The sequence below is a fragment of the Mycolicibacterium agri genome, from assembly GCF_002553505.1.
GTDB lineage: Bacteria > Actinomycetota > Actinomycetes > Mycobacteriales > Mycobacteriaceae > Mycobacterium > Mycobacterium agri.
Window position 1 is genome coordinate 79,398 of the sequence record NZ_PDCP01000007.1, and the last position, 13,788, is coordinate 93,185.

Annotated in this window: 17 protein-coding genes; 8 read left to right on the forward strand and 9 right to left on the reverse strand. The window is 66.3% G+C overall.

The genetic code is table 11. From position 1 onward, the window contains the following. Position 1: 1 nt before the first annotated feature. Complete coding sequence (locus CQY20_RS05910) at positions 2-715, reverse strand: NAD-dependent deacylase (protein WP_097938946.1); 714 nt, start codon at positions 713-715, stop codon at positions 2-4. A gap of 36 nt (positions 716-751) precedes the next feature. Between CQY20_RS05910 and CQY20_RS05915 the strand changes: the two genes are divergently transcribed. Beyond that, positions 752-1,117, forward strand: a complete 366-nt coding sequence (locus tag CQY20_RS05915; protein WP_097939062.1) for an Rv1152 family transcriptional regulator — start codon at positions 752-754, stop codon at positions 1,115-1,117. 3 nt (positions 1,118-1,120) lie between these two features. On the opposite strand, the gene CQY20_RS05920 is transcribed toward CQY20_RS05915, so the two are convergent. The 3 genes from CQY20_RS05920 to CQY20_RS05930 are packed head-to-tail and all read right to left on the reverse strand — an operon-like array spanning position 1,121 to position 3,281. Further along, a complete protein-coding gene (locus tag CQY20_RS05920; RefSeq protein ID WP_097938948.1) occupies positions 1,121-1,945 on the reverse strand; it encodes a class I SAM-dependent methyltransferase in 825 nt (274 codons plus the stop codon). Continuing rightward, entirely contained in the window at positions 1,942-2,463 is a 522-nt protein-coding gene (locus CQY20_RS05925) for a DUF1697 domain-containing protein (protein ID WP_097938950.1), read from the reverse strand. The genes CQY20_RS05920 and CQY20_RS05925 overlap by 4 nt, the downstream gene beginning before the upstream one ends. Then, a complete protein-coding gene (locus CQY20_RS05930; RefSeq protein ID WP_097938952.1) occupies positions 2,460-3,281 on the reverse strand; it encodes a class I SAM-dependent methyltransferase in 822 nt (273 codons plus the stop codon). Before CQY20_RS05930 ends, CQY20_RS05925 begins: the two co-directional genes overlap by 4 nt. Before the next feature lie 65 nt (positions 3,282-3,346). On the opposite strand from CQY20_RS05930, the gene CQY20_RS05935 reads away from it, so the two are divergent. Next, complete coding sequence (locus CQY20_RS05935; RefSeq protein ID WP_097938954.1) at positions 3,347-3,790, forward strand: PPOX class F420-dependent oxidoreductase; 444 nt, start codon at positions 3,347-3,349, stop codon at positions 3,788-3,790. Positions 3,791-3,846: 56 nt separating this feature from the next. Beyond that, the gene (locus CQY20_RS05940) at positions 3,847-4,014 is read left to right on the forward strand and encodes a DUF5302 domain-containing protein (protein WP_097938956.1); all 168 of its coding nucleotides are present in this window, start codon (positions 3,847-3,849) and stop codon (positions 4,012-4,014) included. A gap of 87 nt (positions 4,015-4,101) precedes the next feature. On the opposite strand, the gene CQY20_RS05945 is transcribed toward CQY20_RS05940, so the two are convergent. After that, positions 4,102-4,521: a cupin domain-containing protein gene (locus CQY20_RS05945; protein WP_097938958.1), complete on the reverse strand. Its 420-nt coding sequence runs from the start codon at positions 4,519-4,521 to the stop codon at positions 4,102-4,104. After that, entirely contained in the window at positions 4,521-5,669 is a 1,149-nt protein-coding gene (locus CQY20_RS05950) for a flavin reductase (protein ID WP_097938960.1), read from the reverse strand. Before CQY20_RS05950 ends, CQY20_RS05945 begins: the two co-directional genes overlap by 1 nt. Positions 5,670-5,814: 145 nt before the next feature. Here CQY20_RS05950 and CQY20_RS05955 point away from each other — a divergent pair, with 145 nt between their 5' ends. After that, positions 5,815-6,807, forward strand: a complete 993-nt coding sequence (locus CQY20_RS05955; protein ID WP_097938962.1) for a Gfo/Idh/MocA family protein — start codon at positions 5,815-5,817, stop codon at positions 6,805-6,807. A gap of 69 nt (positions 6,808-6,876) precedes the next feature. Continuing rightward, entirely contained in the window at positions 6,877-8,199 is a 1,323-nt protein-coding gene (locus CQY20_RS05960) for a PucR family transcriptional regulator (RefSeq protein WP_097938964.1), read from the forward strand. Here CQY20_RS05960 and CQY20_RS05965 read toward each other — a convergent pair. The 3 genes from CQY20_RS05965 to CQY20_RS05975 are packed head-to-tail and all read right to left on the reverse strand — an operon-like array spanning position 8,183 to position 10,549. Beyond that, the gene (locus CQY20_RS05965) at positions 8,183-8,902 is read right to left on the reverse strand and encodes an alpha/beta fold hydrolase (RefSeq protein WP_097938966.1); all 720 of its coding nucleotides are present in this window, start codon (positions 8,900-8,902) and stop codon (positions 8,183-8,185) included. The two genes, CQY20_RS05960 and CQY20_RS05965, sit on opposite strands and share 17 nt — an antisense overlap. Beyond that, positions 8,899-9,471: a carboxymuconolactone decarboxylase family protein gene (locus tag CQY20_RS05970; protein WP_097938968.1), complete on the reverse strand. Its 573-nt coding sequence runs from the start codon at positions 9,469-9,471 to the stop codon at positions 8,899-8,901. Before CQY20_RS05970 ends, CQY20_RS05965 begins: the two co-directional genes overlap by 4 nt. Then, positions 9,461-10,549 carry an LLM class flavin-dependent oxidoreductase gene (locus CQY20_RS05975; protein ID WP_097939064.1) on the reverse strand — a complete coding sequence of 363 codons (1,089 nt, stop codon included), beginning with the start codon at positions 10,547-10,549 and terminating at the stop codon, positions 9,461-9,463. Before CQY20_RS05975 ends, CQY20_RS05970 begins: the two co-directional genes overlap by 11 nt. A gap of 248 nt (positions 10,550-10,797) precedes the next feature. Here CQY20_RS05975 and CQY20_RS05980 point away from each other — a divergent pair, with 248 nt between their 5' ends. From CQY20_RS05980 to CQY20_RS05990, 3 genes are all read left to right on the forward strand, one after another. Continuing rightward, the gene (locus CQY20_RS05980; protein ID WP_097938970.1) at positions 10,798-11,859 is read left to right on the forward strand and encodes an ABC transporter substrate-binding protein; all 1,062 of its coding nucleotides are present in this window, start codon (positions 10,798-10,800) and stop codon (positions 11,857-11,859) included. A gap of 89 nt (positions 11,860-11,948) precedes the next feature. Then, positions 11,949-12,788, forward strand: coding sequence for an ABC transporter permease (locus CQY20_RS05985; protein ID WP_097938971.1), 840 nt, complete (start codon positions 11,949-11,951; stop codon positions 12,786-12,788). Further along, entirely contained in the window at positions 12,785-13,777 is a 993-nt protein-coding gene (locus CQY20_RS05990) for an ABC transporter permease (protein WP_097938973.1), read from the forward strand. The genes CQY20_RS05985 and CQY20_RS05990 overlap by 4 nt, the downstream gene beginning before the upstream one ends. The last annotated feature ends 11 nt before the right edge of the window (positions 13,778-13,788 follow it).

Genomic DNA, 13,788 nt, shown 5'->3' on the forward strand with positions numbered 1-13,788 from the left:
ACTAGCCGAGGAGCGACGGCAGACGCTGCAGCAGACCCGGCAGCGCCCCTGCCGCGGTTTCCCGCATCGACACCGTCGCGGCATCCGACAGCGGCGTGCGCTCCGGGTTCACTTCGATCACCGGGATGCCCTGGGCCAGCGCCAGCTCGGGCAGGCCCGCCGCGGGGTAGACGATCGACGACGTGCCCACCACGACGACAAGATCGGCGTGGGTCACCGCGTCGACGGACTTCTGCCAGGCGTCATCGGGCAGCGCCTCGCCGAACCACACCACGTTCGGCCTGACCAGGCCGCCGCACTCGCACTCGGGCGGCGAGACGGCCTCGACCGGCTCGGGCATCGCGGGCAGCTCGCCGCGATATTCGCCTTCGCAACGGTCGCAACGGAATTGGAACAGGCTGCCGTGGACGTGATAAACCCGCCGGCTACCGGCCCGTTCATGCAGGTCATCGACGTTCTGGGTGACGACGTGGACCTCGGCGTAGTCCTGCCAGGCGGCGACGGCCCGATGACCGTTGTTCGGCTCGACGTTCTGCATCAAATAGTGCCGCCACAGGTACCACGCCCACACCTTCTCGGGGTGGTCGCGCCAGCCCTCGGCGCTGGAGATTTCGTAGGGGTCGACTTTCGCCCATAATCCCGTCTCGACGTCGCGAAACGTCGGGACGCCGCTCTCTGCGGAAATACCGGCTCCGCTGAGCACAGTCAATTGCACACCACCAAACTATCGCGTATGGGCGATACTGAGCACGTGGTGGATTTGGGGGAATGGGTTCAAGCTGATCCGCACGCGAGTAGGCCGCTCTTCGACCAGCTCAGAAGCCAGATCATCGAGGGGATCCGCAGCGGCAAGCTGCCGCCCGGGACACGGCTTCCGACGGTACGGGAATTAGCGGCCCAGCTGCACATGGCGGTCAACACCGTGGCGCGAGCGTATCGCGAACTGGAATCGGCGGGAATCCTCGAAACGCGCGGGCGCTTCGGCACTTTCGTGGTGCGCACGGATCCGGCGGATGCGGCGATGGCCACAGCTGCGCACACTTACGCGACGGCGGCCAAGGCGCTCGGCGTCGACAAGGGCGAGGCGCTCAAGTACGTCGAGGCCGCGTTCGGCTGACGGCTAGCCGAATTCCAGCAGCGTGACCAGCGGCCGCACCGGGTCGAGCAGTGGCAGGCGCTGCAGCGTCCACATCACCGCGTTGAGCACTTTGCCGCGGCCGGGATCCCAGGGCAGATCGTGCACGGCGCGAATGCCGGGAACCTCGTGGACGAGGTTTGCGATCTGCTCCGGCGACAGCGTGAACGGCATCGGCGGCACCCGGTAGCGCAGGGACGTCGGAATACCGCGGCGCAACCACGAACCGAACAGCACGGGAGGCAGGTCGAACATCATCTGGCCGCCGGGAAAGCGTTTGGCGCATTCGGTGATCAGGCCGAGCGCCTCCTCGGGCTGCAGATACATCAGCAGGCCCTCGGCGGTGATGAACACGCCGTCGGACGGGTCCACCCGGTCCATCCAGCCGTAATCCAGCGCAGACTGCGCGCAGACCGACACGCGGTCGGAGTGCGGCAGCAGCCGTTCGCGCAGTTCGACGATCGGCGGCAAATCTACGGTCAGCCAACGGAATTGGTCGCCAACCCCGGATTCGTTGATCCGGTAGAAACTGGTCTGCAACCCTTCGGCCAGCGCCACCACCGTGGCCGATGGGTGATCGACCAGGTACCGCTTCGTGTACTTGTCGAAGGTCAGCGCCCGCCGCGCGATGTCCTGGCGCCGGGTGAAACCGAACTTGCCGAAATCGAAGTCGATGGAGTCGACCAGCTTGATCGCCATCGGATCGTCGATGATCGCGTCGGGCCTGCGGGCCTCGGTGGCGCGCACCAGCAGCGTCATCAGCGCCGTCTCGGAGACCCCGGTCAGGGCGGAACCGTCTACCTTGCTCATCGCAGAACCTTTTCCAGTGTGCGGAGGTTGCGCGTCGTCGTCGACGACTTGTAGCGCTTCTTGCCCATCGTCTTGCCCATCGCGGAGTCCAGCGTGCTCGATCTGGGGACCTGCCAGTAGATCACGCCCGCGCCGCGGGCGATCTTCTCGTTGTGCCCGGCGTTCTCGGCGAGCGCGGCCAGTTCGTCGAGCACCTGCTCGTCGGTGACGAAGGTGACGTAGCTGTGGTGACCGTCGACCTCGCGTTCGAAGGGATAGGCCTCCGAGATGGCCCGCACGGTGTCCAGGTCGTACGCCAAAACCCAGGCGTCATAGCCGAATTCGGCCCGCAGCGCCTGCTCGGCCTTCTTGCGGACGGCGTCGACGCCCGACCGGCTGTCCAGCAGCACGTTGCCGCTGGCGAGGATCGTCTTGACGTTGGTGAAACCAGCCCTCTCCAGCGCCGCGGCGACCTGGGCCATCTTGAGGTTGACGCCGCCGACGTTCACGCCGCGCAGGAATGCGGCGTAACGGGTCATCGGGCGAACTCCAGCAGCGTGACACTGGGCCGGACGCGACGGAAGGCGGCGATGCGGTCCAGCGGCGGCCAGGCCGCGATCTTGAACACCCCGCGACCGGGCGGGTACTTGATGTCGCGAGCGGCGCGCACGCCGGCGATGGTGTCGGCCAGCGCCAGACCCTCGTCGGGGGTCATCGCGAACGGCATCGGCGGGGCGGTGTAGCGGTCCGAGAGCTTGAAGCCCTTGAGTGTGCGGCGGCTGAAGAACGGCGGAATGTTGTCGAACATCATCCGGCCGCCGGGGAAGCGGGCCGCGCAGTCGCGGACCAGCCCGATCGCGTCGTCGGGCTCCAGGTACATCAGCAGGCCCTCGGCGGTGATGAATACGTCCTCGCCGGTGACGCGGTCCATCCAGCTGCGGTCCAGTGCCGACTGGGCCAGCGCAACGATGCGGTCGTCGTGCGGCAGCAGCTGCGCCCGCAGCGCCATCACCGGCGGCAGATCGATTGAGTACCAGGTCAGTTCGTCGGCCACGCCCGCAGCGTCGAGCCGCCAGAAGCTGGTCTGCAGTCCTTCGGCGAGGGCGACGATCGACGCTGTGGGGTGAGCGGTCAGAAACTCGCGCATCTGCGCGTCGAATGCGACCGCCCGCAGCGCGTGCGACTGGTTGGGCTTGCCGAACTTGAGGTAGTCGTAGGAGATCGAGTCGAACAGGGTGACGGCCCACGGGTCGCGGATCACCCCGTCGGACCTCTTGGCCTCGGTGGCGCGGTTGTGCAGGGTCCACAGGGTGGTCGCCGAGACGCCGTCGAGGATGTCGCCGTGGATCGTTGGCATGCGCTCATCCTAGGTAGCGCGGCCAATCGGTTCAGCCCTCAAACATGGCGACGTAGGCTCGGGGCATGGCGCGCCAAGTGTTCGACGACAAGCTGCTCGCGGTGATCAACAACAACTCGCTGGGCGTGCTGGCGACCATCAAGAAGGACGGCAGGCCCCAGCTGTCCAACATCTCGTACTACTTCGACGCGCGGAAGCTGACCATCCAGGCATCGCTCACCGAGCCGCGGGCCAAGACGCGCAATTTGCGTCGCGACCCGAGGGCGTCGCTGCACGTCAGCTGCGACGACGGCTGGTCGTACGCGGTGGCTGAGGGCGACGCGATCCTGACCCCGCCCGCTGCGCGCGTCGACGACGACACCGTCGAGGGGCTCATCGCCCTGTACCGCAACATCGCCGGTGAGCATCCAGACTGGGACGACTACCGGCGCGCCATGGTCGACGACCGGCGCGTGCTGATGACCCTGCCCATCTCGCACGTCTACGGTTTGCCGCCGGGAATGCGCTGACGGCCATCACCGAAAAGCAAGCGACTGGAGCCCGTGTGTCGCGCTAGGCTCCGGCTATGGCTGAAGCACCGGAAAACGACATCAAGCAGAAATTCCGGGAGGCGTTGGAGCGGAAGAAGGCCAAGTCCGGCGGCGGTGAGGAGCACCGCGACGGCGGGCGCAAGCAGCCGAAGGCGCACGGGCCGGTCGAGAACCGCCGCGAGTTCCGCCGCAAGAGCGGCTAGCCTCCTCGTTCGCGAGGCGGAATCCGCGCAGCCCCCTTCTCGTAGTTGTGCTGCGTGTTTTCCGTTTCGCGGGGGATTAGACGGGAATTAGACGGGCACGGCCGTTCCGTGCTCCTCGTCGATGCGGGTGGTGACGCCGGTGGCGACGATGGTGCGGGTGGCGTCGACGGATCCGTAGGTCCAGAAGATGTGCATTTCCTCGCTGTCGGAGGCGTTTTCGAAATAGTGCCGTATCCCGGCAGGGATGAACGTGGTGTGACCGACGGCGACCTCGTGGGTGGTGTCCTCGATGTGCACAATCGCGCGGCCCTGCGTCACGACGACGCACTCGTCGCAGTTGTGGTAGTGCTCGGCGATGGCCGCGCCCGGGCCGAATTTGGTGATGCCGTTGAGGAACTCGCGGGCGCCGACTTTCGGTGACACCAGTGGGATCGTGCTCGCGCCGCCGCCGCGCTCGCGGGCCGGGAGCTCGTCGGGCCGCAGTATCGTTGCTTGACGTTCGCTCATCACACCTGTCCTCCGGTCAGCGCCAACACCTGCCGAGTGCGCGCCTTGGCCATCTCGCAATAGGCCTTGGCGGCGCGGCGGGCCGCGTCGGCATCGCCACTTTCCAGCGCCTCGAGTAAATCACGCTGCACGGCAAGGAATGCCGCCGACGACTGAGCGGTCATGCCGAAGCTGCGCGCCATCACGTTCTTGATGGAAAGCGACCCGAATGCCGCGATCAGCAGCGGGTTGCCCGATAGCGCCACAATCGCCTCGTGGAAGGCGTAATTGGCGTCGAGATAGGCGTGGAAGTCTTCGAAGTGGTCGTCGACGAGATAGCGTGACATCGTGTCCAGATGATGCCGGGCTTCGGCGAGTAGTTTCGGATCGCATTGTCCGGCAACGCGATCGATGACGCCCAACTCGATTGCCAGCCGCGCCTCGAAGGTGTCGTCGGAGGTGCGCACGTCGAACGGCGCGATCACGTAACCACGATCGGGGTCGCGCCGCACCAACCCGTCACCGGACAGCCGCGTCAACGCGTAGAACGCCTGCGCGCGATCGCCGTCGAGGCAGTCGGCGAGTTCGTCGACGGTGATCACCTGGCCCGCGGCGAACACGCGGCTGAGCACCATGTCCCTGGCCCGTTCGTAGGCGCGATCATTGCGCTCGAACTCGAAACGTCCGAAGCCGCCGCGGAAGTACGTCAGCGGCGCACCCTCCCGTGCGGTCGCGGCGGTGACGTGACCGAGGAACACCGAATGGGTGCCGCCGACGACCTGCTCGGTGACCTCGCACTCGATCGACGCGATCGCCTCGGCCAGCATCGGAATCCCGCCTGCGCCGCGCTCGACGGCTACCCCTGCGAACTTGTCCTGCCGCGGCGTCGCGAACTGGTAGGCCAGGTCGCCATGCGTCTGCCCCAACACATTGACGGTGTAGCGGCCGCTGCGCTCGATCGCACCGGCGGTCGGCACCGAGTTGTTCACGCAGGCCAGCATCATCGGCGGGTCCATCGACAGCGAGGTCACAGAGCTCGCGGTCATGCCGTAGTCGCGGCCGTCGACTCTGGTCGTCACCACCGTTACGCCACTGGCCAGATGACCGACGACGTGCCGGAACAGGTCCGTGTCGACCGACTCAGCGGTGTTCACGTAGTCCTGTGTCATGACAGATCTCCCGTAGTTCTTCTCAATAGCTCAATTGAACGTCGGCAACCGGGGTGCAAACACTCACGGATTGCGACACACACGCGGCAGAACTTCACGTCAGCAGACAATGCGCGACCGCTTCGCCGGTCATTGACTATCCGGTGTGATCAGAACAGCCGTCGTGGGACTCGGGTGGTGGGGCCGCAAAATCGTGCAGGATCTGCACGACAGCGAACACGTGCAGATCGTGGCGGGTGTCGACACAGACCCGGCGGCGCGCACCGCTGTCCAAGACCAACTGGAAGCCGTGCACAGCGGCATCGACGCGGTGCTCACCGATGACGCCATCGACGCCGTAATCCTGTGCACGCCACACAAATTCCACACCGAGCAAATCATCGCTGCGGCGGCACACGGCAAGCACGTCTTTTGCGAGAAGCCGCTCAGCACGTCCGGCGACGACGCGCAACGCGCCGTCGACGCGATCACCGGCGCCGGCCTGCAGCTCGGCATCGGCCACGAACGCCGTTTCGAACCCGCCGTCGACGAACTGCGCCGCGCGATCATGGACGGCCAGCTGGGCACCCCGCTGGTGTTCGAAGGCAATTTCAGCCAGGACAAATTCCTCGACCTGCCCGCCGACAACTGGCGGCTGTCGGCGGTGGAGGCCCCTGTCGGCCCCCTGTCGGCCACCGGCATCCACCTCGTCGACCTGGCGATCAGCATCTTCGGCAGGCCCACCGAGGTGTGGGCGCGGCTGTCCACCCAGGCCACCAACTTCGCCAATGGCGACACCCTGGCCGTCACGCTGGCCTTCGAGAAGGGCCAGACCGCGCTGATCACGGCCATCCTGGCGACCCCGTTCGTCGGGCGCATCACGCTGCTCGGCTCCGAAGGCTGGATGGAGATCCGCGACCGCAACCACCCCGAGAACCCCAAGGGTTGGGACGTCACCCGCCAGCTGCGCGGCGAAGAAGCCCAGGCCACGTTCATTCCGCCGCACTCATCGGTGCGCGAGAACATCGAGGCTTTCGCGAAGGCTGTCGCCGGCGGCGAGCCCTACCCGATCCCGCTGGACGAAATGGTGGCCAACGCCCGCACCTTCGAGGCGATCACCCGCTCGGCGCTCAGCGGCTCGGTCGAGGCGGTCCGATGAGGTGCGACCGCAGCGGGTGCGCTCTGCCCGGCTAGGATCGCGCACACGACCCGATCGAGGTGCATCGCGATGTCACTGACCATCGACAACGGCCGAGCAATGGACTCCGCAGACGTGCGCATGCCTGCCCCGCTGAACCTGTGGCACGACGATCGGCCGCTGCCGCCGTGGGTGCAGGAGCTGGCACGAGATTTCGACGTCGACGACCTCGTCGAGGTCATCATCGGCCGCTGCCTGTCCATAGCGTTTCCCAACCAGGCCCACGACGACGAATTTCGCGGCTATCTGACGGCCAGCACCAGCGCGAACGCGCGCTGTCTGCGCTCGGTCATCGCGGGTGAGATCGCGCTCGAGGACGTCCATCTGGAGGCGGTGCTGTCGTTCGCGAAAGTGCAAGCGCAGCTGCGCATTCCGCAGAAGTCGATGCAACGCTCCTACCGCATCAGCTTCTTCACGATGTGGGAAGCGTGGAGTAATCATCTGCGCAAGGCCATCACCGACCGCGACATCGACCGAGACGAAGCCTTCTTAGCTCAGCAACTGTTGACCCAGACCATCCTCGGCTATCAGGACTTCGTGGCGTCGCAGGTCGCCGAGACCTACACCCACGACTACGAAGCGCTCAACCGGTCTCGCGGGCACATGCGGCGCAGCCTGGTCAGGGACATCCTGCGCGACGAGAGCGGCGTGCTGTCCAGCTCTGACGCCGCGATCCTGTCCTACGACCTGACCAGCCGCCACATCGCCGTTCTGCTGCCCACGGTCGCCGAGGGTGCGGCCACCCAGTTGGCGGTCGGGATGCGCGCGGCCGTCAGCTGCCAGCATTCGCTGGTCTATCCGCTGACGCTGAGCTCATCGGTGGTGTGGCTGGGCCGAATTGGCGAATGGAAGCGCCAGGTGCTCGACGCGCTGGACAGCGTGCTGATCGAAGCCGGTGTGCCGGCCGCGGTGGGAGGAGCGCACGCAGGCATCGACGGGTTCCGCACGACGTTGACCGAGGCGATGGACGCCGAGCGGATCCGCGCCGCCTGGGACCGGCCTGGCGCGCCATCGGTGGTGCACCATGGCGATGTCGGCCTGGAGATCCTGCTGATGCGCGATCCGGTGCAGGCGCGCCAGTTCGTCGAGCGTGAGCTCGGCCCGCTGGCCCGCGACACCGTGGAGGCGCAGCGGCTGCGTGAGACGCTGGAGGCGTCGTTCCGGTTCGGGTCGCATGTCGCTGCGGCGGAACATCTTCAGTTGCACGAGCACACCGTGCGCAACCGGCTGCACAAGGCCGAGGAGTTGCTCGGCCACACGCTCAACGAGCGGCGCACCGAGCTGCAGGTCGCGGCGCGGTTGATCCGGCTGCTGGCCAACATCGAGCAGACGCCGGTCACCCCGCCGTCGTAGCGGCCAGCAGTTCGGCGAAGCGATCCGGGTGTTCCACCGCACAGGCGTGTTTGCCGGGCAGCCAATGCACCGTCGTCCCGGTGGTGTCGGCCAGCCAGGTCGCGGCCTCGCGGAATGCCGGGGCGTCCTCGTCGCCGCAGACGACCACGGCGGGCACCGTGAGCGCCGCCACGCGGTCGCGGACGTCCACGTCGGCCAGCACATCGCAGGTGCGCGCGTAGCCTTCCGGGTCGGTGGCGGCGAAGGTGCGCCGGGCCTGCTGCACCCGCGGGTCGTCGCGCGCGGCCAGCTCGGCGCTGAACCACATCTCGACCATCGGCTCGACCAGCGACGAAAGCCCGTGCTGCCGAGCGGTCTTCGCGCGGTCTCGCCACATCTGGCGGAACGGCTCCGGGTACACCGGCACCGTGTCGACGAGGACGACAGAAGCCACCAGATCCGGCCGGGCGGAGCCCAGCTGCTGTGCGACCAGCCCGCCGAGCGACATGCCGACCACGTGCGCGGGCTCGCCCAGTTCGGCGATCTGCTCGGCGACGGGGGCGGAGTAGCCGTCGATGCCTTCGCCCTGCGGCGGCAGCGGCGCCGAACCGTGGCCGGGCAGGTCGAACGCCACCGTCGTGGCGTCGTGGAGTTCGGCGCGCACCGGGTGCCAGAAGCCGGCGTCGGCGCCCAGCGGATGCAGGAAGACGATCGGTGCGCTCATGACCGTCGCGGCGGCAGGCGCTCGTAGTCGTCGGGCACGGGTGTGCGGGCGGCGTTCATGGTCATCGCCAGCGTGGTGTAGTAGCCGACGGTGGCGATGACTTCGACGATGCCGTCCTCACCGACCGCGGCCCGCGCCGCCGCGAACGTGGAATCGGTGACACCGCGGCTGGTTTCGAGTTCGTCGACCAGCTGCCACACGGCGCGAACGTCAGCGGGGCCGGTGACCGCCTCCCCGTCGCGCACCGCGGAGATGACCTCTTCGGCCAAGCCTGCGGCGCGGGCCAGCGGCACGTGGTGGCCCCACTCGTAGTCCTGATCCCAGCGCCGCGCGACCACGAGGATCACCAGTTCGGTCAGGTGCTGGGGCAGGCCGGCGCCGAAGCGCAGGTACTCGCCGACCAGCTGCAGCCGCGTCATCAACTCGGGGGCACGCAGCAGCGGGACGAACGGCGCGACCAGGTCACCGCGCGGACCCGATTTGACCTTCTCGATCGCATACTGCTGGCCGGCGGTCAGTTCCGACGGTAGCGGCAGCCGATCGTCGCCGATTGCGAGCTCAGCCGGCATTGACCCGCGGCATGACCTCTTCGGCCATCAGTTCCATGGACCGGCGCGCCAGGTCCGGGTCGACCCAGTCCAGCCCCGCGTACACCAACTCGCCGAAGTCACCGGTCTGTTCGCGGAAGGCCAGCAGTTGCTCGGCGACGGAGTCCGGCGTGCCGGTGATGACCAACTGGTCGACGACGCTGTCGAGGGTGACCTCGTCGTCGGGTTGGTCCCGTCGCGACTTGAACAGTTCGAGTCGGCCGATCTTGCGCATCTTGGTCAGCATCTTCTCGTAGTAGAAGCGGTACGGGCTGCGCGGGTCGGTGCGGCCGTAGGCCTCGGCGACGGCCGGGTCGTCGTTGACGAACACCGTGCGGGCCACCCGCCAGTCCTCGGTGTTCGCGGTTTCCCCGACCGACTCCTTGCCCTGCACGTAGTTGGGCCAGTGCGTGGCAACCCATTGCGGCAGTAGGAAGTTCGCCGACAGCGGGTGAAAGTTGCGGGTACCCATCGCGATAACACCCTTGGAGAACGGTGCGACGACGGTGCCGACGATCTCCGGGCGGGGCTGCTGCAGGGGTTTGGGCAGGATGCCGACGCCGAGTTCCAGGTCGAGGGTCTTTTCGGTGGTGACATTGAAGCGGCCGCCCTGGCGCGTAAGCGAATACGGCGGTTCGCTGTCCCAGATCGCGGTGATGACGTCGATGGCTTCGGCGAACATCTCGTTGCGGTCCTGGTCCAGGATGCCCAGCGCCTCGGCGTCCGACGGCAAGGCCCCGGGGCTGACGCCGAGGATGAACCGCCCGTCGGACAGGTGGTCGAACATCGCCGAGTTCGCGGCGACCAGAACGGGGTGTTGCTGCGAGAGGTTCGTGGTGCCGGTGGCCAGCCGGATCTGCGTCGTCTCGGGGATCAGTGTCGCCAGGAACACCAGGCTGTTGGTGATGTTCTCGTGGCGGTCGGTGAGGTGTTCTCCGATGAACGCGTCGTAGTAGCCGAGCCGGTCGGCGAGCAGCACCGCTTCGCGGTCCTCGCGCAAGGTCTCCGACCATTTCCGGCCGGCGGGGTGCAGAGGCATCGAGAAGTAGCCAAGTCGCATGACCACAGTCAATGCCGCAAATCGGTGCCGGTCAGTGGCGTCAAGCGCGAATTCGCGGCCGTCCTGTTCACGCGATTCGTCAACCGCCGTCGTCCATGACGGAAAGCGTCACAGCACGCGACACCCGCTGACACCGAAATTCACGGAGCCCGACATAGGCCATCAATGGCGGTGGCAGTGTACTCAGCAGTGGTACGCATCACAGTTGCTTCCATCCAGTTGGTGGGCGCTCACCGAGGAGGGTCATCGTGAAGGTCAGGAAATCGATCTGCGTCGCCGCCGCAGCCGCGTTGGCGCTGTCGCTCGGGGTGGGGTGTAGTAGCAAGTCGGAGGAACAACAAGGCGCCGAGGGCGATCAGCAGGTCATCAAGTTCGCGTTCGCTCCGGACCCGGTCTGGGACCTGTTGGCGGACTCGGGCGAGCTGGCCAAGTGGGAGCAAGAGAACAACGTCAAGATCGAGACCAGCTCGACGTGGGACGAGTTCACGTACTTTGCTGGCGGACACGGTGACATCGTCTCGATGGCCACGCAGGAGACGCCGGTGCTCGAGCAGGAGACCGGCATCAAGACGGTGACCTTCGGCAAGTACAACTACCAGCGCGTGCCGATGCTCAAGCGCAAGGGCGACCCGTACAACACGCTCGCCGACATCCCCAAGGGCTCGAAGATCTGCGTGTCCGGCCCGACGTCGAACACCGCGTTCTGGACGATCCTCGCCAAGGAGATGCACGACCTGGATTACCGGGTCGGCGGCGGTGACTTCGAGCTCGTCGTCAACGACCACTTCGTCAACCCGACGAACCTGCTGCGCGGCGACTGCGAGGCCGCTGCCGTCATCCCCGAGGCCGCCATTCCGCAGCTGCGCAAGGGCGAACTCGAGGTGATGTACGACGGCAAGCTGCCGTTCCAGCTGTACAAGGAGTTCGCGCCGAACAGCGACGGCAAGCTGCACGTGTCGGGCAACAACTTCGTCGCGACCCAGGAGTGGTACGACGCGCATCCCGATCTGGCCGCGAAGTTCGTCGAGCTGTGGCAGACCGGCGTCGACATGTGGAAGGAACAGAAGGCCGACACCGTGCGGAAGTACCCGCAGCACTTCTCGGTCGAGTCCGAAGAGGACGTCAACTACATGATCGACTTCGTCTCCGGCGACAACGACTGGTTCGTCGACAAGATCGCGCTGGACGAGGACTGGATCGCCAATGAAACCCAGATCTGGGAGCTGCAGAAGAAGCTGCATCCCGACAACGCGAATTACCTGTCTGAGGACGCTCCTACGCCCCGCTTCGAGGCGATCAACCCCCAGTAACCGTCTGGCCGGGGTCGGTTATGCCGGCCCCGGCACCACCAACTGACTGAAGGGTCGGCCGATGATAAGGACGCCGATGAAAGGACGTTGTGACGACCACTCTGGATAACCCGCCGGCCACGGCGCAACGCACCAGCGAGGAGGACGTCGTCCGCGCGGCCAAGCGCAAGGATCGCGTGACGAGGTGGGGCTGGCGGATCGCCGGTTACGTTTTCTTCCTTGGCATCTGGGAGCTGGCCTCCGGCCGGGTGATGGACGAGCGGCTGCTGCCCGGTCCGTCGACCGTCTTCGAGACATTCGGAAAGCTATGGGCCAGCGGTGAAGTACCGGGCGCCTTCGGCACCACACTCGCACGCATCGCCGTCGGGTTCACCATCGCCTTCTTCGTCGGTATCGGCATCGGCGTGCTGATGCAGAACCGCTTCCTCAACGGCTTCTTCCGCGATGCGGTCACGATCGGCGTGACGACGCCCGGCCTGATCTGGGCGCTGATCACCGCGATCATCTTCGGCAACCGCTATGCGGGCCCGATTCTGGCGATCGTGTTGACGACGTTCGCGCTGATCTCCGTCAACGTGTCCGAAGGCATCAAGTCGTTGCCGAAGGACCTGATCGACATGGCGAAGTCGTTCGATGTCGGGGTGATTCGGCGCAACCGGCATATCGTGCTGCCGCATTTGGCGCCGTTCATCTTCACCGGGGTCCGGTTCGGTTTCTCGATCGCCTGGAAGGTCACGGTGCTGACCGAGGTGTTCGCCGCATCGAAGGGCATCGGATTCGAGATGAGAACGGCGACACAGCTTTTCCGGCTCGATGAATTCCTGACCTGGATCCTCGCGTTCTATGTACTCGCACTGTTCCTCGACAAGGTGGTGCTCGAGACGATCGAACGCCGGTTCTTCGCCTGGCGAAAGGAGCTGAAGTCATGACCGGCGCAGCGCTGTCGCCGCGCCGTGCGTGGCGGTGGGCGAGCCGCAGTTCACTTCTCGGGCGGCTGCTGTTCCCGGTCGTCTGCCTGGTGATCTGGCTGGTGTCGATCAAGGCGGTGACGACGATCTGGCCGTTCGCCGTCGACGTGCTGCCGACGCCGTGGCAGGTGCTCAAGTTCATGTGGGACGAGATCACCGGCCACACGCTGGCGCCGCACAACATGTATGTGACGTTCGGAATATCGTTGCAGCGGTTGGCCATCGGCATGGCCATCGCGATGGTCATCGGCATCGTCATCGGCCTGGCGATGGGGCTTTCCAAGGCCGTCGACGCGTTCCTCAATGACTGGGTGGTCGCGATCCTGGCGATGCCGAACCTGGCGTGGGCGCTGTTCTGCAGCCTGGCCTTCGGTTTCGGCGACACCGGGCCGATCATCACCGTGGTGCTGACCGGTGTGCCGTTCGTCATCATGAATGTCCGTGAGGGCGTGCGGAATACGCCGACCGACCTGTTCGACATGGCCAGGGCGTTCGGTGTGCCGCGGCGGCGGGTGATCCGACAGGTGCTGATCCCGTCGCTGCTGCCGTTCCTGTTCGCGGCGGCCCGGTACGCGTTCGCGCTCGGCTGGAAGGGCCTGGTCGTCGCGGAGGTCTTCGGCGGCCAGGACGGCGCAGGCTGGACGATCAAGTTCTGGTATGACGCGCACCGCGCCTACGGCGTCATCGGCTATGCGCTGCTGTTCGTGATCTTCGCGTTGGTGTTCGAGAAGTTCATGTTCGACCAACTGTCCAAGCGGCTGTTCAAGTGGCGGCCGTCGCTGGATGCCGTCGAGGTGGTCGAAGAGCAGTTCGACGCGCCGACCAAGGCATCCGTCGGCGCCGCCGCAGGCGCGTCGACCGCGACCGGCGCCGCGCTCGGCAGCATCACGATGGTGACATCGGGCCGCCCGCAATCCGTCGACGACGAACTGAAACCACCCGAAGACTAGAGGAGCGAAAA